23 protein-coding genes, 1 pseudogene and 2 other annotated features are annotated in these 20,408 nt (G+C 44.1%); of the genes and pseudogenes, 20 read left to right on the top strand and 4 right to left on the bottom strand.

Translation table 11 applies throughout. The annotated features are described in order from the left end of the window. Positions 1–5: 5 nt before the first annotated feature. A complete protein-coding gene (locus tag GYO_RS36095; protein WP_014114664.1) occupies positions 6–197 on the bottom strand; it encodes a YszA family small membrane protein in 192 nt (63 codons plus the stop codon). Positions 198–362: 165 nt separating this feature from the next. Beyond that, positions 363–585: a binding site (T-box leader), on the top strand. A 59-nt stretch (positions 586–644) separates the two neighbouring features. Here GYO_RS36095 and valS point away from each other — a divergent pair. From valS to rpmA, 16 genes are all read left to right on the top strand, one after another. After that, positions 645–3,287 (top strand): valine--tRNA ligase, encoded by a 2,643-nt coding sequence (gene valS / locus GYO_RS36090; RefSeq protein WP_041521030.1) that lies wholly within the window; start codon positions 645–647, stop codon positions 3,285–3,287. Between the two features lie 59 nt (positions 3,288–3,346). Continuing rightward, positions 3,347–4,639, top strand: a complete 1,293-nt coding sequence (locus GYO_RS36085) for a bifunctional folylpolyglutamate synthase/dihydrofolate synthase (protein WP_014114662.1) — start codon at positions 3,347–3,349, stop codon at positions 4,637–4,639. A gap of 136 nt (positions 4,640–4,775) precedes the next feature. Then, entirely contained in the window at positions 4,776–5,522 is a 747-nt protein-coding gene (locus GYO_RS36080) for a prepilin peptidase (RefSeq protein ID WP_041521029.1), read from the top strand. Positions 5,523–5,655: 133 nt separating this feature from the next. After that, complete coding sequence (gene spoIIB, locus GYO_RS36075) at positions 5,656–6,654, top strand: stage II sporulation protein SpoIIB (RefSeq protein WP_014114659.1); 999 nt, start codon at positions 5,656–5,658, stop codon at positions 6,652–6,654. A 151-nt stretch (positions 6,655–6,805) separates the two neighbouring features. Next, positions 6,806–7,375: a Maf family nucleotide pyrophosphatase gene (locus GYO_RS36070; protein ID WP_014114658.1), complete on the top strand. Its 570-nt coding sequence runs from the start codon at positions 6,806–6,808 to the stop codon at positions 7,373–7,375. Between the two features lie 36 nt (positions 7,376–7,411). Next, positions 7,412–8,107 (top strand): RadC family protein, encoded by a 696-nt coding sequence (gene radC / locus GYO_RS36065; protein ID WP_041521028.1) that lies wholly within the window; start codon positions 7,412–7,414, stop codon positions 8,105–8,107. Between the two features lie 91 nt (positions 8,108–8,198). Next, positions 8,199–9,212: a cell shape-determining protein MreB gene (gene mreB, locus GYO_RS36060; RefSeq protein WP_014114656.1), complete on the top strand. Its 1,014-nt coding sequence runs from the start codon at positions 8,199–8,201 to the stop codon at positions 9,210–9,212. 30 nt (positions 9,213–9,242) lie between these two features. Continuing rightward, positions 9,243–10,115 carry a rod shape-determining protein MreC gene (mreC, locus tag GYO_RS36055; protein ID WP_003222609.1) on the top strand — a complete coding sequence of 291 codons (873 nt, stop codon included), beginning with the start codon at positions 9,243–9,245 and terminating at the stop codon, positions 10,113–10,115. After that, positions 10,112–10,630: a rod shape-determining protein MreD gene (mreD, locus tag GYO_RS36050; RefSeq protein WP_014114655.1), complete on the top strand. Its 519-nt coding sequence runs from the start codon at positions 10,112–10,114 to the stop codon at positions 10,628–10,630. Before mreC ends, mreD begins: the two co-directional genes overlap by 4 nt. 52 nt (positions 10,631–10,682) lie before the next feature. Further along, a complete protein-coding gene (gene minC, locus GYO_RS36045) occupies positions 10,683–11,363 on the top strand; it encodes a septum site-determining protein MinC (protein WP_003222613.1) in 681 nt (226 codons plus the stop codon). A 1-nt stretch (position 11,364) separates the two neighbouring features. Next, positions 11,365–12,171, top strand: coding sequence for a septum site-determining protein MinD (gene minD / locus GYO_RS36040; RefSeq protein ID WP_014114654.1), 807 nt, complete (start codon positions 11,365–11,367; stop codon positions 12,169–12,171). A 148-nt stretch (positions 12,172–12,319) separates the two neighbouring features. Beyond that, entirely contained in the window at positions 12,320–13,114 is a 795-nt protein-coding gene (gene spoIVFA / locus GYO_RS36035; protein WP_014114652.1) for a stage IV sporulation protein SpoIVFA, read from the top strand. Then, the gene (gene spoIVFB, locus GYO_RS36030; protein WP_014114651.1) at positions 13,107–13,973 is read left to right on the top strand and encodes a stage IV sporulation intramembrane metalloprotease SpoIVFB; all 867 of its coding nucleotides are present in this window, start codon (positions 13,107–13,109) and stop codon (positions 13,971–13,973) included. The genes spoIVFA and spoIVFB overlap by 8 nt, the downstream gene beginning before the upstream one ends. A gap of 57 nt (positions 13,974–14,030) precedes the next feature. Next, positions 14,031–14,106: a sequence feature (ribosomal protein L21 leader region), on the top strand. Positions 14,107–14,119: 13 nt separating this feature from the next. Continuing rightward, entirely contained in the window at positions 14,120–14,428 is a 309-nt protein-coding gene (gene rplU, locus GYO_RS36025) for a 50S ribosomal protein L21 (RefSeq protein WP_014114650.1), read from the top strand. A gap of 2 nt (positions 14,429–14,430) precedes the next feature. Then, complete coding sequence (locus GYO_RS36020) at positions 14,431–14,769, top strand: ribosomal-processing cysteine protease Prp (RefSeq protein ID WP_014114649.1); 339 nt, start codon at positions 14,431–14,433, stop codon at positions 14,767–14,769. 12 nt (positions 14,770–14,781) lie between these two features. Next, a complete protein-coding gene (rpmA, locus tag GYO_RS36015) occupies positions 14,782–15,066 on the top strand; it encodes a 50S ribosomal protein L27 (RefSeq protein WP_003222623.1) in 285 nt (94 codons plus the stop codon). 120 nt (positions 15,067–15,186) lie between these two features. On the opposite strand, the pseudogene GYO_RS43810 reads toward rpmA, so the two are convergent. Next, positions 15,187–15,310, bottom strand: a pseudogene (locus GYO_RS43810) (hypothetical protein). A 77-nt stretch (positions 15,311–15,387) separates the two neighbouring features. On the opposite strand from GYO_RS43810, the gene spo0B reads away from it, so the two are divergent. Genes spo0B through pheA form a run of 4 tightly spaced genes read left to right on the top strand, consistent with a single transcriptional unit; the run spans position 15,388 to position 18,658 of the window. After that, entirely contained in the window at positions 15,388–15,966 is a 579-nt protein-coding gene (gene spo0B / locus GYO_RS36005) for a sporulation initiation phosphotransferase Sop0B (protein ID WP_014114647.1), read from the top strand. Between the two features lie 33 nt (positions 15,967–15,999). Next, complete coding sequence (gene obgE / locus GYO_RS36000) at positions 16,000–17,286, top strand: GTPase ObgE (RefSeq protein ID WP_014114646.1); 1,287 nt, start codon at positions 16,000–16,002, stop codon at positions 17,284–17,286. A gap of 57 nt (positions 17,287–17,343) precedes the next feature. Continuing rightward, positions 17,344–17,787 (top strand): transcriptional regulator ThrR, encoded by a 444-nt coding sequence (gene thrR / locus GYO_RS35995; RefSeq protein ID WP_003222630.1) that lies wholly within the window; start codon positions 17,344–17,346, stop codon positions 17,785–17,787. Positions 17,788–17,803: 16 nt separating this feature from the next. Next, on the top strand, positions 17,804–18,658 hold the full coding sequence (gene pheA, locus GYO_RS35990; protein ID WP_014114645.1) for a prephenate dehydratase: 855 nt from the start codon (positions 17,804–17,806) through the stop codon (positions 18,656–18,658). Positions 18,659–18,682: 24 nt separating this feature from the next. On the opposite strand, the gene GYO_RS35985 is transcribed toward pheA, so the two are convergent. Both GYO_RS35985 and nifS read right to left on the bottom strand, forming a co-directional pair. Then, entirely contained in the window at positions 18,683–19,225 is a 543-nt protein-coding gene (locus GYO_RS35985; RefSeq protein WP_014114644.1) for a transcription repressor NadR, read from the bottom strand. After that, complete coding sequence (gene nifS, locus GYO_RS35980) at positions 19,185–20,372, bottom strand: cysteine desulfurase NifS (RefSeq protein ID WP_041521026.1); 1,188 nt, start codon at positions 20,370–20,372, stop codon at positions 19,185–19,187. The genes GYO_RS35985 and nifS overlap by 41 nt, the downstream gene beginning before the upstream one ends. Positions 20,373–20,408 lie beyond the last annotated feature (36 nt).

Below are 20,408 nucleotides of genomic sequence, written 5' to 3'. Positions count from 1 at the left end.
TTTGTTTATATCCAGTCTAAATGAAGGGCGCAAGCTAACAAGATCAGGATTGCGAGCAGCAAAACATCAAAGGTTGTCGGAAAGAAAATGGTTCTGATCCCTTGAAAAATTGTAATGGGGATAATCACTTGCGCGGATACAAGCCGAAGTTGCCTGACCCACGGCGGCAGGGAATAAGAGCTGAATCGTTTCTTCAAGGTGCATCCTCCTCTACGCATTTACAAGCATTATATGTAAACTTGGGCAATAGGTGCCTGCCCATTTGTATAGAAAGCGGTGTTTTTGGAAAAGATGATTGACGAATCAAAAACACTTTTACTATAATAAAGAACATAAATAATGTATATAATGAGCTGATAAATACACCTGCTTAGAACGGGAAGAGTACAAAAAAGGCGCATGCAGAGAGAGAAGCCGTTTGCTGAAAGGCTTCTTATGTTGTCTGATTGGAAGGTCGCCCGGGAGCATAATTTCTTGAAAGAAGAGTAGAGAAATTCGGGAAACACCCGTTATCCGTTGTAAGTGCATGAACTGATAGAGTTCATGAAAAAAGGTGGTACCGCGAAAGAGCTTTTCGTCCTTTTACAGGGATGAAGAGCTCTTTTTTTGTTCTCAGCCATTTTTAAACATGCTGGAGGGTTATGATGGAAACGAATGAACAAACAATGCCGACGAAATACGATCCGGCAGCGGTTGAAAAAGACCGATATGATTTTTGGCTAAAAGGTAAATTTTTTGAAGCAGGCAGTGACCAGACAAAAGAGCCATATTCTGTAGTCATTCCGCCGCCAAACGTAACAGGAAGACTTCACCTTGGCCACGCGTGGGACACAACGTTGCAAGATATTGTAACAAGAATGAAACGCATGCAGGGTTATGATGTACTGTGGCTTCCGGGTATGGACCACGCCGGCATTGCGACACAGGCTAAAGTGGAAGCGAAACTTCGTGAAGAGGGCAAATCCCGATATGATCTTGGCCGCGAGAAATTCCTCGAAGAAACGTGGAAGTGGAAGGAAGAGTATGCTGACTTTATTCGCAGCCAGTGGGCGAAATTAGGCCTTGGCCTTGATTATTCCCGTGAACGTTTTACGCTGGATGAAGGCTTAAGCAAAGCGGTTCGCGAAGTATTCGTTAAGCTTTATGAAAAGGGCCTGATCTACAGAGGCGAATATATTATTAACTGGGACCCTGCGACAAAAACAGCTCTATCCGACATTGAGGTCATTTACAAGGATGTTCAAGGTGCGTTCTATCATATGAGCTATCCGCTCGCTGACGGTTCAGGTTCAATTGAAATTGCAACGACACGTCCTGAAACGATGCTCGGTGATACAGCTGTTGCCGTTCATCCTGAAGATGAGCGCTATAAGCATCTTATCGGAAAAACGGTGATCCTGCCGATTGTAAATCGTGAAATTCCGATTGTCGGTGATGACTACGTTGATATGGAATTTGGTTCAGGTGCGGTGAAAATTACGCCTGCCCATGATCCGAACGACTTCGAGCTTGGCAACCGCCACAATTTAGAACGCATTCTTGTCATGAATGAAGACGGAACAATGAATGAAAATGCCCTGCATTACCAAGGTATGGATCGTTTTGAATGCCGCAAAAAGCTCGTAAAAGATTTACAGGAGGCGGGAGTCCTCTTCAAAATTGAGGATCATATGCATTCTGTCGGCCATAGTGAACGAAGCGGGGCTGTAGTTGAGCCTTATCTTTCTACCCAATGGTTTGTGCGCATGCAGCCGCTTGCTGATGAAGCGATTGAGTTGCAAAAGAAAGAAGAAAAAGTCAATTTTGTGCCTGACCGTTTCGAAAAAACGTATTTACACTGGATGGAAAACATCCGCGACTGGTGTATTTCCCGTCAGTTGTGGTGGGGCCACCGCATTCCTGCTTGGTATCATAAAGAAACAGGTGAGCTATATGTCGGGCTTGAAGCGCCTGAGGACAGCGAAAATTGGGAACAGGATACAGACGTACTGGATACATGGTTCAGCTCTGCGCTCTGGCCTTTCTCCACTATGGGCTGGCCTGATGTAACGGCTGAAGACTTTAAACGCTACTATCCGACAGACGTTCTCGTGACAGGGTACGACATCATTTTCTTCTGGGTGTCACGTATGATTTTCCAAGGCATTGAATTTACAGGCGAGCGCCCGTTCAAAGATGTTTTAATCCATGGCTTAATCCGTGATGAGCAAGGCCGGAAAATGAGTAAATCTCTTGGCAACGGTGTCGATCCGATGGATGTCATTGACAAGTACGGAGCCGATTCTCTGCGTTATTTCCTTGCGACTGGAAGCTCTCCTGGCCAAGATCTGCGCTTCAGCTATGAAAAAGTGGAATCGACTTGGAATTTTGCCAATAAAATTTGGAATGCCTCCCGTTTTGCATTAATGAACATGGACGGCATGACATACGATGAGCTTGATCTGTCAGGCGAAAAATCAGTAGCTGATAAGTGGATTTTAACGCGATTAAATGAAACGATTGAGCATGTGACTCAGCTTGCTGATCGATATGAATTTGGTGAAGTCGGACGCCATTTATATAACTTTATTTGGGACGATTTCTGTGATTGGTATATTGAAATGGCGAAGCTTCCGCTTTACGGAGAAGACGAAGCGGCTAAGAAAACAACCCGTTCCATCCTTGCTTACGTACTGGATCAAACGATGCGCCTGCTCCATCCGTTTATGCCATTCTTAACGGAGGAAATTTGGCAGCACCTTCCTCATCAAGGGGAGTCGATTACAGTAAGTCAATGGCCTGTTGTCGTACCGGAGCATACTGATACTGAAGCGGCAGCTGACATGAAGCTTCTTGTTGAGTTGATCCGTTCTGTGCGTAATATCCGCAGTGAAGTCAATACGCCAATGAGCAAGCAGGTTGAACTGTATATTAAAACAAGCACAGACGAAATTGCAGCCCGTCTCGAAGCGAACCGTTCATATGTTGAACGCTTTACGAATCCGAGCGTGCTAAAAATCGGCACGGATATCGAGGCTGTTGATAAAGCGATGACGGCCGTTGTCTCAGGAGCGGAGGTTATTCTTCCGCTTGAAGGCTTAATTAATATTGATGAAGAAATTGCCCGTCTGCAAAAAGAATTCGATAAGCTGACGAAAGAAGTCGAGCGCGTCCAAAAGAAACTTGGAAATGAAGGATTTATGAAAAAAGCGCCTGCGCACGTAATTGATGAAGAACGTGAAAAAGAAAAAGATTATGTGGCAAAGCGTGACGCTGTTCAAAAACGAATGGCTGAGCTGAAGGGCTAATGAAAAGCCGGGGCGGTTTCTAGAGAAACCGCCTTGTCTTATAAAAGAGGGGATTATCATTGTTTACTGCATATGAAGAAGCGCGCAGCTGGATTCACGGGCGGCTGAAATTCGGAGTGAAGCCCGGACTCGGCCGAATGGAGCAGCTGATGGCGCGGTTAGGGCATCCTGAAAAGAAAATCCGCGCGTTCCACGTCGCAGGAACAAACGGTAAAGGATCAACTGTGGCTTTTATCCGTTCTATGCTGCAAGAAGCCGGATATACGGTAGGAACGTTTACCTCACCTTATATCATTACGTTTAATGAACGGATCAGCGTAAACGGGACACCGATTTCAGACGAGGAATGGACAGCACTCGTCAATCAGATGAAACCGCACGTTGAAGCGCTTGATCAAACGGAATACGGACAGCCGACAGAATTTGAAATTATGACGGCGTGTGCATTTTTATATTTTGCAGAGTTTCATAAGGTCGACTTTGTTATTTTTGAAACAGGTCTGGGCGGGAGATTCGACTCTACGAATGTAGTTGAACCGCTTTTAACTGTGATCACAAGCATCGGACACGACCATATGAACATTTTGGGAAACACCATTGAAGAAATTGCTGGGGAAAAGGCCGGAATTATTAAAGAAGGTATTCCAATTGTTACAGCTGTTACTCAGCCGGAAGCCTTACAGGTTATTCGTCATGAGGCTGAACGACATGCTGCGCCGTTCCAGTCATTACATGATACATGTGTTATTTTCAATGAAGAGGCTCTGCCTGCCGGAGAGCAGTTTTCATTCAAAACGGCTGAGAAGTGTTATGAAGATATTCGGACATCTCTGATCGGCACACATCAAAGACAAAATGCGGCTTTGTCCATTTTGGCTGCTGAGTGGCTTAATAGAGAGAACATTGCCCGTATCAGTGATGAGGCGTTAAGAAGCGGACTTGTAAAGGCTGTTTGGCCGGGGCGATTAGAGCTTGTTCAGGAACATCCGCCGGTATACTTAGACGGTGCGCATAACGAAGAAGGTGTTGAAAATCTGGCGGAAACGATGAAACAGCGTTTCCCTGATTCCCGCATTTCTGTGGTGTTTAGCGCATTAAAGGACAAACCGTATCAAAACATGATTAAGAGACTGGAAACCATAGCGCATGCGATTCATTTTGCTTCTTTTGATTTCCCGCGTGCTTCTCTTGCAAAAGATCTCTATGATGCAAGTGAAATCAGCAATAAAAGCTGGAGTGAAGATCCGGGCGATGTGCTCGAATTTATAGAAAGCAAAAAGGGCTCAAATGAAATTGTGCTGATTACCGGATCACTCTATTTTATTTCTGACATTCGCAAAAGGTTGAAGTAAAGGCGTCCAGCCCTGGCAGTATCGAAAATGAGATTCTGCCGGGGTTTTTATGTGTAAAATTGAATATTCCCGATTAGAGTTCAGCCCGCTCACTCTGATACAATCCATACCAGTATCTTGTAAAGGTGTGTTGTCTATGCTTCCCATTCTTTTTCTCCTCGGGCTAATCCTTGGTTCATTTTATTATACGGCCGGGTGCCGTATCCCCTTGCATATATCCATTATCACGCCCCGTTCGGCATGCTCGTTTTGCCGGCGGACATTAACCGCGGCAGAATTAATTCCCATCCTGTCATTCCTTTTCCAAAAGGGCAAATGTAAAAGCTGCGGACGTAGAATTTCTTTTATGTATCCCGCGGCAGAGCTTGTGACAGCGTGTTTATTTGCCGCCGCAGGAATACGCTTTGGCTCATCTCCGGAACTATTGCCTGCGGTTGTGTTTATCTCTCTTCTCATCATTGTTGTAGTGACAGATATTCATTTTATGCTGATTCCAAATCGAATATTGATTTTATTTCTTCCCTTTTTGGCGGCAGCAAGATTGATTTCTCCGCTTGATTCCTGGTATGCCAGCCTGTTAGGTGCGGCCGCCGGATTTCTTTTCCTGTCCTTAATTGCCGCAATCACCCATGGAGGAATAGGGGGAGGAGATATTAAATTATTTGCGGTGATTGGCTTTATGCTTGGTGTGAAAATGCTGGCAGCTGCCTTTTTCTTTTCTGTTTTGATAGGTGCATTGTATGGAGCGGCAGCTGTCCTGACTGGAAGACTCGCCAAAAGGCAGCCGCTTCCCTTTGCCCCCGCAATTGCGGCAGGGAGCATTTTAGCCTATTTATACGGTGACTCTATTATTTCTTTTTATATGAAAATGGCATTGGGCTGACCGCTGAAAAATTTGACGAACGTTTTTTGGACAAGACGACAAAAGTCTTGTTCTTTTTTTTTTCGCCTGTGCTAAAGTGTGTAGCATGAAAAGCCGACAAGAACGGTCAAGCAAATGAAGGGAGGAAGCGGAATTGAAAAAAAGGAAGAATAAAAAAAACAGTAAAGCCGCAGAAAAAGCCCTCAAGGTGACGATTAATGGAAAAGAAGAGACGGTTTACGAACAAGAAACGCCTGAGACTGAGACGGATAAAAACATGACATTTTCAAATTGGGAGGAAAAGAGAAAGGCAGAACAGGAGGTCGCAGCTTCCCATGAACATCCCGATGAAGATGAATTTAACTGGGATTCAGAAGAGGACAAGGTGTTTAAAGAGGATCCAAAAGTCGTTCCGCCTTATCAAAAGAAAAAAACAAAGCTGTATGCAAAAGGAAAGGCCGGGGCGGCCAAACCGGTAAAAAGAGTGGCGGCGACGATTGCCTTTGCAGCTGTCATAGGCACCGGATTAGGCTTATTCGCGTTGAACATCTCGGGCAATAAAGAAGCGGCAGCACCAGCCTCTTTAGATGATTCTCTGGGCAGCCAAACGGCAAAAGCCGGAGATACTTCTGCTGATAAACAAATCTCAGGCGCAGAAAAACAGGCGGCACAAACTGAAGGTACATATAAAACGTACGCTGTACAAGCCGGAAAATTCTCAAATGAAAAGGGTGCCGAAACGTTAACAGAACAACTGACTGAAAAAGGTTATTCCGCTGTGTCGCTGTCAAAGGATGACGGGTACACGTATGTCATCGCAGGCTTAGCCAGTGATAAGGACGTGTCACAGCAGTTAGGGCAGCTTTTAATCGACAGCGATTTTGAAGCTTGGGGAGGCAAGGAGCTTTCCTTATCAATAGAGTCAGATATGACAGATTCCTTCAAAGAAACAGCGGAGCTTGCAGCAAAGGCGATTCTCGGCGAAGACATTACAAAAGCGAGTGTAGAGAAAATAGAAAAGTCGCTTGGTGAAACAGAAGCATCAGAAGCAGGAGAGAAAAAAGCGATTTTGCAGGCATTAAAGGAATTAGAGGACCCAAATGCTGAAGCCGGGTGGAAGGCTCAGCAGCAGCTATTAGCCGTCATTAAATAAGAGAAAGTGCCTGAGCCTTCGTCCTTTAGTGACAGGCTTTTTTTATTTTGTCATGAAAAAGTTATTTTTCTGAAATTGTGACAAGCCTCGTGATTTGGTAGGATAAACGAGTATCTTTTTTTCTTAAGCAAACCCTGAAAGGATGACGAACATGACTAAGCCGCTAATACTTGCATCACAATCTCCGCGCAGGAAAGAACTCCTCGATCTTCTCCAGCTGCCCTACTCCATTATTGTCAGTGAAGTAGAGGAAAAATTAAATCGAAACTTTTCACCTGAAGAAAACGTCCAATGGTTGGCAAAACAAAAAGCTAAGGCTGTAGCTGATCTCCACCCGCATGCAATCGTTATCGGCGCTGATACAATGGTATGCCTGGACGGCGAATGCCTCGGCAAACCGAAAGATCAAGAGGAAGCTGCTTCTATGCTGCGGAGGCTTTCAGGCCGAAGTCATTCAGTAATTACCGCGGTCAGCATACAAGCCGAAAATCACAGCGAGACTTTTTATGATAAGACAGAAGTTACGTTTTGGCCCCTCAGTGAAGAAGAGATTTGGACTTATATAGAAACAAAAGAGCCGATGGATAAAGCAGGTGCATACGGCATCCAAGGAAGAGGCGCGCTTTTTGTAAAGAAAATAGACGGAGATTATTATTCAGTCATGGGCCTTCCTATATCAAAAACGATGAGAGTTCTTCGCCATTTTGATATAAAGGCATGACAGTTCTATAAACGGGAAGGGAAAGAAAAGGAGTGCTTGATCATACACGATCTGCCATTGAAACTCAAAGATTTCCCAACAAAAGAAAAGCCAAGAGAACGGCTCCTGAAAGTCGGAGCCGAGAACTTAGCGAATCATGAACTATTGGCTATATTATTGCGGACAGGAACTAAACACGAATCTGTTATGGATCTGTCAAACCGGTTACTTCGCTCTTTTGACGGACTTCGATTGCTGAAAGAAGCATCGGTTGAAGAGCTGTCGAGCATCCGGGGAATCGGTATGGTAAAAGCGGTCCAAATCCTGGCGGCAGTAGAGCTTGGAAGCCGTATTCATAAATTAGCCAACGAAGAACATTTCGTCATTCGCTCCCCGGAAGACGGCGCAAATCTTGTCATGGAGGATATGCGCTTTTTAACCCAGGAGCATTTTGTCTGTTTATACTTAAATACAAAAAACCAAGTCATCCATAAACGCACTGTATTTATCGGAAGTCTGAATTCATCTATTGTCCATCCGCGAGAGGTGTTTAAAGAAGCGTTTAAACGATCTGCCGCTTCCTTTATCTGTGTTCATAATCATCCTTCTGGAGATCCGACGCCGAGCAGGGAAGATATTGAAGTGACAAGACGGCTGTTTGAATGTGGAAACCTGATTGGCATTGAGCTGCTTGACCATTTGGTGATCGGGGACAAAAAATTTGTGAGTTTAAAGGAAAAAGGATATTTGTAACACTTTTTTTTTCGTCGAATTAAGCTATAATAGAGTTTATGAGTTTTTCCCTTTAGGGTATTTTTGCTTTAAGAAAGGAAGATACATACATATGTTTGGAATTGGTGCAAGAGACCTTGGTATAGATCTTGGAACTGCGAATACGCTTGTTTTTGTAAAAGGAAAAGGAATTGTTGTGAGAGAGCCGTCAGTTGTCGCTTTGCAAACGGATACGAAGTCGATTGTTGCTGTCGGAAATGATGCGAAAAATATGATCGGACGGACACCGGGCAACGTGGTGGCACTTCGCCCGATGAAAGACGGCGTTATCGCTGATTATGAAACAACGGCGACGATGATGAAATATTACATCAATCAGGCCATTAAAAATAAAGGCATGTTTGCCAGAAAACCATATGTGATGGTTTGTGTCCCTTCAGGCATTACGGCTGTTGAGGAACGCGCTGTCATTGATGCGACAAGACAGGCAGGAGCGCGTGACGCGTATCCGATTGAAGAGCCGTTTGCCGCAGCAATCGGAGCCAATCTGCCAGTTTGGGAACCGACTGGAAGCATGGTTGTCGATATCGGAGGCGGTACGACAGAGGTTGCGATTATTTCCCTCGGAGGCATTGTAACGTCTCAATCGATCCGCGTAGCCGGTGATGAGATGGATGATGCGATTATCAACTACATCAGAAAAACGTACAACCTGATGATCGGTGACCGTACGGCTGAAGCGATTAAAATGGAGATCGGATCTGCAGAAGCTCCTGAAGATTCCGATAAAATGGAAATCCGCGGACGCGATTTACTGACAGGTCTGCCGAAAACAATCGAAATTACAGGAAAAGAAATTTCTAACGCATTGCGCGACACTGTATCTACAATTGTCGAAGCAGTGAAGAGCACACTTGAAAAAACACCGCCTGAGCTTGCAGCAGATATTATGGACAGAGGTATTGTGTTAACCGGCGGCGGAGCGCTTCTTCGCAATTTAGACAAAGTCATCAGTGAAGAAACGAAAATGCCGGTCCTTATCGCCGAAGACCCGCTTGATTGTGTAGCGATCGGAACAGGGAAAGCACTGGAGCACATCCATCTTTTCAAAGGGAAAACTAGATAATCGGGAGTTCAATAGAAGAGGTGTAACACGATGCCGAATAAACGGTTAATGCTATTACTTCTGTGTATTATCATATTGGTGGCTATGATTGGTTTTTCGCTGAAGGGCGGCCGCAATACCACCTGGCCTGAGAAAGTGATCGGCGATACGACGGGAGTATTTCAAAATATTTTTCATACGCCTGCCGAATTTTTTGCAGGGATATTTGAGAACATTAATGATTTAAAAAACACATACAAAGAAAACGAGCGTCTGAGAGAGAAGCTTGACGGACAGACACAATATGAAGCCAAGCTTCAAGAACTTGAAGAAGAAAACAAATCCTTGCGTGACGAGCTTGGCCATGTCAAATCGATTAAAGATTACAAGCCGATTTTAGCGACAGTCATTGCCAGAAGTCCTGATAATTGGGCGAAACAAGTCACCATTAATAAGGGGACTCAGCAAAACGTAGCGAAAGATATGGCTGTAACAAACGAAAAAGGCGCATTAATCGGCAAGATCAAAAGCTCCGGTCTTAACAATTTTACGTCTACTGTTCAGCTTTTAAGTGATACTGACCGCAATAACAGAGTCGCGACGAAAATTTCCGGAAAAAAAGGCAGCAAAGGCTACGGCCTGATCGAAGGATATGACAAAGAGAAAAAACGTCTTAAGATGACCATTATTGAGCGCAAGGATAAACAAGACGTGAAAAAAGGCGATCTTATTGAAACATCAGGCACAGGCGGTGTTTTCCCAGAAGGGCTGACAATCGGTGAAGTGACTGATATCGAGTCAGATTCCTACGGATTAACGAAAGTTGCTTATGTAAAACCTGCTGCTGACCTTACCGATTTAAATAATGTGATCGTTGTTAACCGTGATGTGCCGACTGTCGATACAGAGGAGGAAGGATCGTGAAACGTTTCCTTCTCCCTTTCGTTATGATGCTTGTTTTTTCTGCGGAAAGCATTTTTACCGATCTGGTGCATTTTCCGTTCGTTACTGATGATCAGGTGCTTGCCCCGCGTTTTCTGATGCTTGTACTGATATTTATGTCGGCTTTCATCAATCAAAAACACGCAATGATTTACGGATTTATTTTTGGCCTTCTATATGACATGAACTATACAAGTCTATTAGGCGTTTATATGTTTGGTTTTGCCGGGTTATGCTATTTGGCTTCAAAAGCGTTTAAAGTGCTTCATACAAACGCATTTGTGGTGATATTGATAGCAGTTCTCGCTGTCAGCGTGCTCGAATTTTATGTATTCGGCATTCAGTCGTTGATTCATAAAGACATCATGACGTTTAACGGGTTTGTGCTTGACCGGTTTATACCGACAATTTTATTAAATATTGTAGCCGCTCTTATTCTGGTTCTGCCATTTAGATTGTTTTTTATGAGTCTAAAGAAAGAATTGAGAGATGAGTAAAAAGGATTTTATCTTTTTTTGACGAAATGAGTATGTTGTTGAGGTGAATATTGTGAAGACCAAAAAGCAGCAATATGTAACAATAAAAGGAACAAAGAATGGATTAACATTGCATCTGGATGATGCGTGTTCTTTTGATGAGCTTCTCGATGGTCTTCAGAATATGCTGTCAATTGAACAATATACGGATGGAAAAGGCCAGAAAATCAGCGTCCATGTTAAGCTGGGAAATCGCTTTTTATATAAGGAGCAAGAGGAACAGCTGACCGAATTGATTGCGTCAAAGAAAGATTTGTTTGTTCATTCTATTGACAGTGAAGTCATTACTAAAAAAGAAGCACAGCGTATGAAAGAGGAAGCTGAAATTATTTCTGTTTCAAAAATTGTCCGTTCAGGCCAGGTGCTGCAGGTGAAAGGCGACTTGCTCCTGATCGGTGACGTGAATCCCGGCGGAACAGTCATGGCCGGAGGGAACATTTTTGTTCTGGGCTCACTGAAAGGAATCGCGCACGCCGGATTCAACGGAAATAATCAAGCGGTCATCGCCGCCTCTGAAATGCTGCCGACACAATTAAGAATCAATCACGTGTTAAATCGCTCCCCAGACCACATTCAAAAAGGGAACGAAATGGAATGTGCTTATTTAGATACAGACGGAAATATGGTCATTGAACGCCTTCAACATTTGGCTCATTTAAGACCTGATCTAACAAGGCTTGAGGGAGGAATGTGAATTGGGTGAGGCTATCGTAATAACTTCGGGAAAAGGCGGAGTAGGTAAAACGACAACATCTGCGAACCTCGGTACCGCCTTAGCCATTTTAGGGAAGCGAGTATGTTTAGTAGATACTGATATAGGACTGCGCAACCTTGATGTTGTAATGGGTCTTGAAAATAGAATTATTTACGATCTTGTAGACGTTGTAGAGGGAAGGTGCAAAATGCATCAGGCGCTCGTAAAAGACAAACGTTTCGATGATCTGCTCTATTTAATGCCCGCTGCTCAAACGAGTGATAAGACAGCCGTTGTTCCTGAACAAATTAAAAATATGGTCCAAGAGCTCAAACAGGAATTTGACTATGTCATCATAGACTGTCCTGCCGGAATTGAGCAAGGATACAAAAATGCCGTTTCCGGAGCTGATAAAGCGATTGTGGTCACAACGCCTGAAATCTCAGCTGTTCGTGATGCTGACCGTATTATAGGGCTGCTGGAGCAAGAGGAAAATATTGAACCGCCGCGGCTCGTTGTAAACAGAATCAGAAATCACCTGATGAAAAACGGTGACACGATGGATATCGACGAAATCGTACAGCATTTGTCGATCGATTTGCTCGGAATCGTGGCTGATGATGATGAAGTCATTAAAGCTTCCAACCATGGCGAACCGATTGCAATGGACCCGAAAAACCGCGCTTCCATTGCATATCGCAATATTGCTCGCCGCATCTTAGGTGAATCGGTTCCTTTACAGTTGCTTGAAGAGCAAAACAAAGGAATGATGGCTAAGATTAAATCATTTTTCGGAGTAAGATCTTAATGTGATAGAATCAAAGAGAAGAATCTGACAAAGCAATTGCTGTGTCAGGTTTTTTTGTTTTTGTCTGCTTTGTGCTTGAGTAAATCGAATATTTGCCATGGACAAGACATATGATGTACAAACCCAACGAATGCAAAGGATGATGGCAATGAGTCACAGAGCAGATGAAATCAGAAAACGATTAGAGAAAAGAAGAAAACAGCTTTCCGGCTCAAAACGTTTCTCTACTCAGACAGTTTCTGAAAAGCAGAAACCCCCGTCTTGGGTAATGGTAACGGACCAGGAAAAGCACGGAACTCTTCCGGTCTATGAAGATAACATTTCAACATTCAACGGAAAACACCCTTTGGTTAAAACAGATTCAATTATCCTGAAATGTCTTCTGTCGGCCTGTCTTGTTCTCGTTTCCGCCATAGCCTATAAAACAAACATTGGGCCCGTCAGCCAGATTAAACCCGCCGTTGCCAAAACTTTCGAAACTGAATTTCAATTTGCCTCAGCAAGCCATTGGTTTGAAACGAAATTTGGCAATCCGCTCGCTTTTCTGGCCCCTGAACATAAAAATAAAGAACAGCAGGTTGAAGTGGGCCAAGACCTGGTCGCGCCTGCATCCGGGAAAGTGCAGCAGGATTTTCAGGACAACGGGGAAGGGATTAAAGTCGAAACAAGCAGCGATAAAATTGATAGCATAAAAGAAGGCTATGTAATTGAAGTCAGCAAAGACAGCCAGACGGGACTGACAGTTAAGGTGCAGCATGCTGACAATACCTATAGTATTTATGGCGAGCTCAAAGATGTGGATGTTGCTTTATATGATTTTGTAGATAAAGGAAAAAAGCTCGGCTCAATTAAACTTGATGATCATAATAAAGGGGTCTATTATTTTGCCATGAAAGACGGCGATAAATTTATTGATCCGATTCAGGTGATTTCATTTGAATAAATGGCTTGACCTTATCTTGAAGATTCATGTACATCCTTTTCTATGGATTATCGCGGCGCTGGGACTGCTCACAGGCCATATAAAAGCATTATTATGTCTGCTCCTGATTGTACTGGTCCATGAGCTGGGGCATGCTGCTCTGGCCGTGTTTTTTTCCTGGAGAATCAAGCGTGTATTTTTGCTGCCGTTTGGCGGAACGGTGGAAGTGGAAGAACACGGAAATCGGCCGTTAAAGGAAGAGTTTGCAGTGATTATTGCCGGCCCTCTTCAGCACATCTGGCTTCAGCTTGCTGTCTGGATGCTTGCAGAATTCTCAGTGATTCATCAGCATACCTTTGAACTCTTCACCTTTTATAATCTTTCTATTTTATTTGTGAATCTGCTGCCGATCTGGCCGCTTGATGGCGGAAAACTGTTATTTTTGCTGTTTTCCAAGCAGATGCCTTTTCAAAAGGCTCACCGGCTCAATTTAAAAACGTCGCTCTGCTTCTGCCTGCTGCTCGGGTGCTGGGTTTTATTTGTGATTCCTCTGCAAATCAGCGCATGGGTTTTGTTTGTCTTTCTGGCTGTTTCTTTGTTTGAGGAATACAGGCAAAGGCATTATATCCATGTGAGATTTCTCCTTGAAAGGTATTACGGAAAAAACCGTGAGCTTGAAAAACTGCTGCCGCTGACAGTAAAGGCAGAGGATAAAGTCTATCATGTGATGGCCGAGTTCAAACGCGGCTGTAAACACCCGATTATCATAGAGAAATCAGGCCAAAAGCTGAGCCAGCTTGACGAGAATGAAGTGCTCCACGCTTACTTTGCCGATAAGCGGACGAATTCCTCCATGGAGGAACTGCTGCTGCCTTACTAAAATTGATTGACAAACGCCTTGTATTTTGGTATATTTTTTAATGTTATGGATGTAGCACCATTGCTACAACCGCTCAGTACAGGTGTTAAGAGCTTTTACAGCCCCCTGGTATCTGGCGAGTCTTAGTCTAATAGGAGGTGCAGAGAATGTACGCAATCATTAAAACAGGCGGTAAACAAATCAAAGTTGAAGAAGGCCAAACTGTTTTCATCGAAAAACTTGCTGCTGAAGCAGGTGAAACAGTTACTTTTGAAGACGTTTTGTTTGTTGGCGGAGACAACGTGAAAGTCGGCAACCCTACAGTTGAAGGCGCAACAGTAACGGCTAAAGTTGAAAAACAAGGCCGCGCGAAAAAAATCACTGTTTTCAGATACAAACCTAAGAAAAACGTTCATAAAAAACAAGGTCATCGTCAGCCTTACACTAAAGTGACGATCGAAAAAATCAACGCGTAAGCATGATTCAGGCAACAATCAGAAGGTCTCATGATAAAGGCGTATTGTCTTTTGAAATGACGGGCCATGCGAATTTTGCTGAACATGGACAAGATCTTGTTTGTGCCGGAGTAACAGCCGTTGTGTTTGGAGCCGTTAACGCGGTTATTGTGCTCGCGGGCTTCGAGCCGCTTCTTGATATAGGGGAGGACGGGGGTTATTTTTACTTTGAATTCCCTGAATCTCTTGATCCGGAGGCGCGTCAAAAAGCTCAGCTGCTGATTGAAGGCATGATTGTTTCGCTGGAGACAATCGAACGGGATTACAAAGATAACTTGCGTGTGATCACAAACATAATATAGGAGGTGAGCTACATGCTTAGATTAGATCTTCAGTTTTTCGCTTCTAAAAAAGGAGTAGGTTCTACAAAGAACGGACGTGACTCTGAGGCTAAACGTTTAGGTGCTAAACGTGCTGACGGTCAATTCGTGACAGGCGGTTCTATCCTTTACCGTCAACGCGGAACAAAAATTTACCCAGGTGAAAACGTGGGCCGCGGCGGAGATGACACTCTATTTGCTAAAATCGACGGAACTGTTAAATTCGAACGTTTCGGTCGTGACCGCAAAAAAGTGAGCGTATATCCTGTAGCTCAATAATGATTCAAAAAACTCCGGTCGATGATGACTGGAGTTTTTTTTGCAATATGCGGAGTAAACACCAAGAATGAAATGCAGAGTATGTGCGAGCAGACCCCGCCAAGAATGAGAATAAACATCTCAAACCCACTGGATATGTTCCCCAAGCAGTAATACATAAAATGTTCTGCCTGGCTGCAAATCAACCATAGTCAGAAAAAAAGGAACATGATATTTCTGGGAAAAACAATTGTTTTTCTAACAAAGCCTTCTCTGTTATAATTCATAATACACACTTATACAGACTCCTAAATAAGAAATTAAATGATTGGGAGTGCGAAAATGAAGGATGTTTCAAAAAATCAAGAAGAAAATATAAGCGACACGGCATTAACAAACGAACTGATTCATCTGCTCGGCCATTCTCGGCATGATTGGATGAATAAGCTGCAGCTGATTAAAGGAAACTTAAGCTTGCAGAAGTATGACCGCGTCTTTGAAATGATTGAAGAAATGGTTATAGACGCAAAGCACGAATCAAAGCTCTCAAACCTGAAAACACCGCATTTGGCGTTTGATTTTCTTACGTTTAATTGGAAAACCCATTATATGACGCTTGAATATGAAGTTCTTGGAGAAATTAAGGATTTGTCGGCTTATGATCAAAAGCTGGCGAAACTGATGAGAAAGCTGTTTTATCTGTTTGATCAAGCAGTCAGCAGAGAGAGCGAAAATCATTTAACGGTTTCGCTTCAAACGGATCATCCTGACAGACAGCTGATTCTGTACCTTGATTTTCACGGCGCCTTTGCCGATCCATCTGCTTTTGATGATATTCGGCAGAATGGATATGAGGACGTTGATATCATGCGCTTTGAGATCACAAGTCACGAATGCCTGATTGAAATTGGGTTGGACTAGCGGAGTTTTTAACGGTTTAGAACGGAGGACATTATGTTTGTAGATCAGGTCAAAGTATATGTAAAAGGCGGCGACGGCGGCAACGGGATGGTTGCGTTTCGTCGTGAAAAATATGTGCCGAAAGGCGGCCCTGCCGGCGGTGACGGAGGAAAGGGAGGAGACGTCGTTTTTGAAGTGGATGAAGGTCTCCGCACCCTGATGGATTTTAGATACAAAAAACATTTTAAAGCGATTCGCGGCGAGCACGGCATGTCCAAAAACCAGCACGGGCGAAATGCTGATGATATGGTCATTAAAGTTCCGCCAGGCACCGTTGTGACAGACGATGATACAAAGCAGGTCATCGCTGATTTAACAGAGCACGGACAGCAGGCTGTCATTGCAAGGGGCGGAAGAGGCGGAAGAGGAAATTCCCGCTTTGCTACGCCGGCTAATCCCGCGCCTCAGCTTTCAGAAAACGGCGAGCCGGGAAAAGAACGCTACGTTGTTCTTGAATTAAAAGTGCTTGCGGATGTCGGGCTTGTCGGATTCCCGAGTGTTGGAAAATCCACTTTGCTGTCTGTTGTCTCATCTGCAAAACCGAAAATTGCGGACTATCACTTTACAACGCTTGTCCCGAATCTCGGCATGGTTGAAACGGATGACGGACGCAGCTTTGTTATGGCCGATTTACCGGGACTGATTGAAGGCGCACACCAAGGCGTCGGACTTGGCCACCAGTTTTTGCGCCATATCGAACGGACACGGGTTATCGTTCACGTCATTGACATGTCCGGCTTAGAAGGCCGCGATCCGTATGAGGATTATGTGACGATTAACCAGGAGCTGAGCGAGTACAACTTGCGTCTCACGGAACGTCCGCAAATTATCGTTGCAAATAAAATGGACATGCCGCAGGCTGCGGAAAATCTTGAAGCCTTTAAAGAAAAGCTGACGGATGATTACCCGGTATTCCCGGTCAGTGCGGTGACAAGAGAAGGCCTTCGTGAGCTTCTGTTTGAAGTCGCCAATCAGCTGGAGAACACACCGGAATTCCCGCTGTATGACGAGGAAGAGCTTACACAAAACCGTGTCATGTACACGATCGAGAATGAAGAAGTGCCATTTAACATTACTCGCGATCCAGACGGTGTATTTGTGCTTTCAGGAGATAGCCTTGAGCGGTTATTCAAGATGACTGATTTCTCACGTGATGAATCGGTTAAACGGTTTGCAAGACAAATGCGCGGAATGGGTGTTGATGAAGCACTCAGAGAACGCGGTGCCAAGGATGGAGATATTATCAGGCTTCTGGAGTTTGAATTTGAATTTATTGATTAATGATGGCAGAAAGGAGAGCCTGGATGTCAGGCTCTCTATTTTAAAGGGGGGATGCAAATGAAAGAGGAGACATTTTATCTTGTCCGTGAAGATGTATTGCCCGATGCGATGAGAAAAACATTGGAAGTCAAAAAGCTGCTTGATCGAAAAAAAGCAGATTCAGTGGCAGATGCCGTTCAAAAGGTCGATTTAAGCAGAAGTGCGTTTTATAAATACAGAGATGCTGTTTTTCCATTCTACACTATGGTTAAAGAACAAATTATCACACTTTTCTTTCATTTGGAGGATAGGTCAGGTGCGTTATCTCAGCTCCTGCAGGCTGTAGCGGATTCTGGAAGCAACGTTCTTTCCATTCACCAGACGATTCCGCTTCAGGGCAGAGCAAATGTGACACTGTCTATCAGTACGTCTGCCATGGAAGAGGACATTCATACGTTAATGAATAAGCTCAGGAAGTTTGATTTTGTTGAAAAGGTTGAAATATTAGGTTCAGGTGCATAAGGGAGAGAATATCGTCATGAGAGTCGGTTACTTAGGTCCAGCAGCTACATTCACACATCTAGCAGTCAGTTCTTGTTTTCAAAACGGCGCCGAACATGTTGCTTACCGAACCATACCGGAGTGTATAGATGCGGCAGTTGCAGGCGAAGTTGATTTCGCTTTTGTTCCTTTAGAGAATGCATTAGAAGGATCAGTAAATTTAACGATAGACTATTTAATACATGAACAGCCCTTGCCAATTGTGGGTGAAATGACATTGCCGATTCATCAGCACTTGCTTGTCCATCCTTCCAGAGAGAATGCATGGAAAGAGCTCGACAAAATTTACTCGCACTCACACGCGATTGCGCAATGCCATAAATTTCTCCATCGACAATTTCCTTCCGTTCCATATGAATACGCCAATTCAACCGGGGCGGCAGCAAAATTTGTCAGTGACCATCCCGAGCTGAATATCGGGGTCATTGCCAATGACATGGCAGCTTCTACATACGAATTAAAAATTGTGAAACGAGATATACAGGATTATAGGGATAATCATACGAGATTTGTTATCCTGTCTCCTGATGAAAACATATCATTTGAAGTCAATTCAAAATTGAGTTCAAGGCCCAAAACGACCCTGATGGTAATGCTTCCGCAGGATGAATCAGGGGCTTTGCACAGAGTGCTGTCTGCTTTTTCTTGGAGAAACTTAAACTTGTCAAAAATTGAGTCACGTCCGACTAAAACCGGATTAGGCCATTATTTCTTTATTATTGATATTGAGAAAGCGTTTGATGAGGTGTTGATTCCAGGTGCCATGCAGGAGCTCGAAGCACTCGGCTGCAAAGTGAAACTTCTTGGTGCATATCAGTCCTACCAATTATAAAAAAAGCCCCTTTAAGGGCTTTTTTTAGTCTTTAATTAAAATACCTGCTTCCTCGAGTGCTAGGCAGGCTTGGTCGATGCGGTGTTCATCGGGTGCTGTCAGTGTATGGAGATGCACGCCGTCAGTCAGCTGTGATAAATAGGCTGCATTCGTAGAATTGATTTTTTTAATGAAATTGCTAACTTCCTTCCGGGTGCCTACTTGGATGGCAGCAGTTAAATCTCCGTATACGGGATGTTCGATTTTTACGTCTTTTACTGTAACACCTTCGTCCACGATGAGCTGCAGTTCCTCTTCTGTCCGTTCAGGACCGTGCAGACAAGCGATGATTCTTTCGGCCTGCTGGTGCTGCTGAGCGGCTGCATCCATGTATACATATCCTTGGCTTGTGGCGATAATCGGTTCATTTTTCGCTTTCAAGAGCGATATATCCTGTACAATAACCTGTCTTGAAACGTTCGCTTTTTTTGCGAGTTCTCCTCCTGTCAGCGGTGATGTGGATTCCTTCAGCCACAGAAGAAGCTGGTCACGCCTGTTGGCGCCCATAAGCTTTAATTCTTCGGTCAATATCGAATTCTCCTTTCTTTTGTTCCCAAAGCGCTGTAAACGTATGTAATAACTTATCCAGCTGTTCAGCCGTTGTATGCCTTCCAAAAGAGATGCGGATAAATTGGAGGGCTTCTTGTTCTGTTTTTCTTAATGCTTTCATCGTTGCAGACGGACCGTGATAACCGGCAGAACAAGCGCTGCCCGTTGAAATGCAAATATTACTCCGATTACATTCTAACATAACATATTGTCCTTCAAATGAGTGAAAAAAACACCCTATAATATGCGGAAGACATTCTGCTTGTGAAGTGTCTGCCGCAAGAGTTACAGGGAGAGACCGGATGCGGATTTGGTCTAGAAAGTATGTTCTTAACGCCTCATTGCGGGATATCTGTTTTTCCATTTCGCTTATTATTAGCTCCGCAGCAGCAGTGAAGGCTCCGATTCCGGGGACATTCACGGTGCCGGCTCTGAATCCATGTTCGTGAGTGATGAGAGGATAAACGGGTTTCCAAGGGACATTTGGCCGAATATAGACCGCACCCACCCCTTTAGGACCGTAGACTTTATGGCTGGACAAAGAGAGTGCATCCACCCCCAATTCTTCTGTATCGATTGGGATTTTTCCAAACGTTTGAACAGCGTCGCTATGAAGAAGAATACCCCTATTGTGGAGGTATGAAGACAGACGTTGAATGGGCTGAATGATCCCGGTTTCAGAATTGGCATGCTGAATAGATACCAGGCCTGTTTCCGGCCGGATATGAGCTGCCAATATTTCCTCGGTAATAAGCCCGTATTCATCCGGTTCAATGATTGTTACATCAAATCCATGCTGTTCTAGAAAAGCAGCACAGCTATGAATGGACTGATGCTCCATGGCAGTCGTAATGAAATGTCTTTTTGCTTTTGGCAGGCCGTTTAGCAATGATTGAATGGCCAGAAAATTGGATTCAGTGCCGCCGCTTGTAAAATAGATGCCGCTTGCTTCTCCGCCAATGATATTGGCGATTTTTTCACGGCAGTACTCCAGTATGTGCTTTGCTTTTCCTCCCGCATCATGCAGGCTGCTGGCATTTCCGTACATATCCATGCTGAGTTTCTGATATACGTTAAGGGCTTCCTCACAAATAGGCGTTGTCGCTGCAAAGTCTAAATAAATCATCCGGTCTTCCTCCATCCGTTCTCCATAAAAAACTCT

Source organism: Bacillus spizizenii TU-B-10 (assembly GCF_000227465.1).
In the GTDB taxonomy this organism is placed as follows: domain Bacteria; phylum Bacillota; class Bacilli; order Bacillales; family Bacillaceae; genus Bacillus; species Bacillus spizizenii.
Note: the sequence above shows the minus strand (reverse complement) of the source record. Positions and strands in the feature narration are given on the sequence as shown.

Coding starts and splice junctions, on each gene's coding strand:
- valS (WP_041521030.1), top strand. CDS start 645: ATGGAAACGAATGAACAAACAATGCCGACGAAATACGATCCGGCAGCG.
- GYO_RS36080 (WP_041521029.1), top strand. CDS start 4,776: ATGCTTCCCATTCTTTTTCTCCTCGGGCTAATCCTTGGTTCATTTTAT.
- GYO_RS36070 (WP_014114658.1), top strand. CDS start 6,806: ATGACTAAGCCGCTAATACTTGCATCACAATCTCCGCGCAGGAAAGAA.
- mreB (WP_014114656.1), top strand. CDS start 8,199: ATGTTTGGAATTGGTGCAAGAGACCTTGGTATAGATCTTGGAACTGCG.
- mreC (WP_003222609.1), top strand. CDS start 9,243: ATGCCGAATAAACGGTTAATGCTATTACTTCTGTGTATTATCATATTG.
- spoIVFA (WP_014114652.1), top strand. CDS start 12,320: ATGAGTCACAGAGCAGATGAAATCAGAAAACGATTAGAGAAAAGAAGA.
- rplU (WP_014114650.1), top strand. CDS start 14,120: ATGTACGCAATCATTAAAACAGGCGGTAAACAAATCAAAGTTGAAGAA.
- GYO_RS36020 (WP_014114649.1), top strand. CDS start 14,431: ATGATTCAGGCAACAATCAGAAGGTCTCATGATAAAGGCGTATTGTCT.
- rpmA (WP_003222623.1), top strand. CDS start 14,782: ATGCTTAGATTAGATCTTCAGTTTTTCGCTTCTAAAAAAGGAGTAGGT.
- spo0B (WP_014114647.1), top strand. CDS start 15,388: ATGAAGGATGTTTCAAAAAATCAAGAAGAAAATATAAGCGACACGGCA.
- obgE (WP_014114646.1), top strand. CDS start 16,000: ATGTTTGTAGATCAGGTCAAAGTATATGTAAAAGGCGGCGACGGCGGC.
- thrR (WP_003222630.1), top strand. CDS start 17,344: ATGAAAGAGGAGACATTTTATCTTGTCCGTGAAGATGTATTGCCCGAT.
- pheA (WP_014114645.1), top strand. CDS start 17,804: ATGAGAGTCGGTTACTTAGGTCCAGCAGCTACATTCACACATCTAGCA.
- nifS (WP_041521026.1), bottom strand. CDS start 20,372: ATGATTTATTTAGACTTTGCAGCGACAACGCCTATTTGTGAGGAAGCC.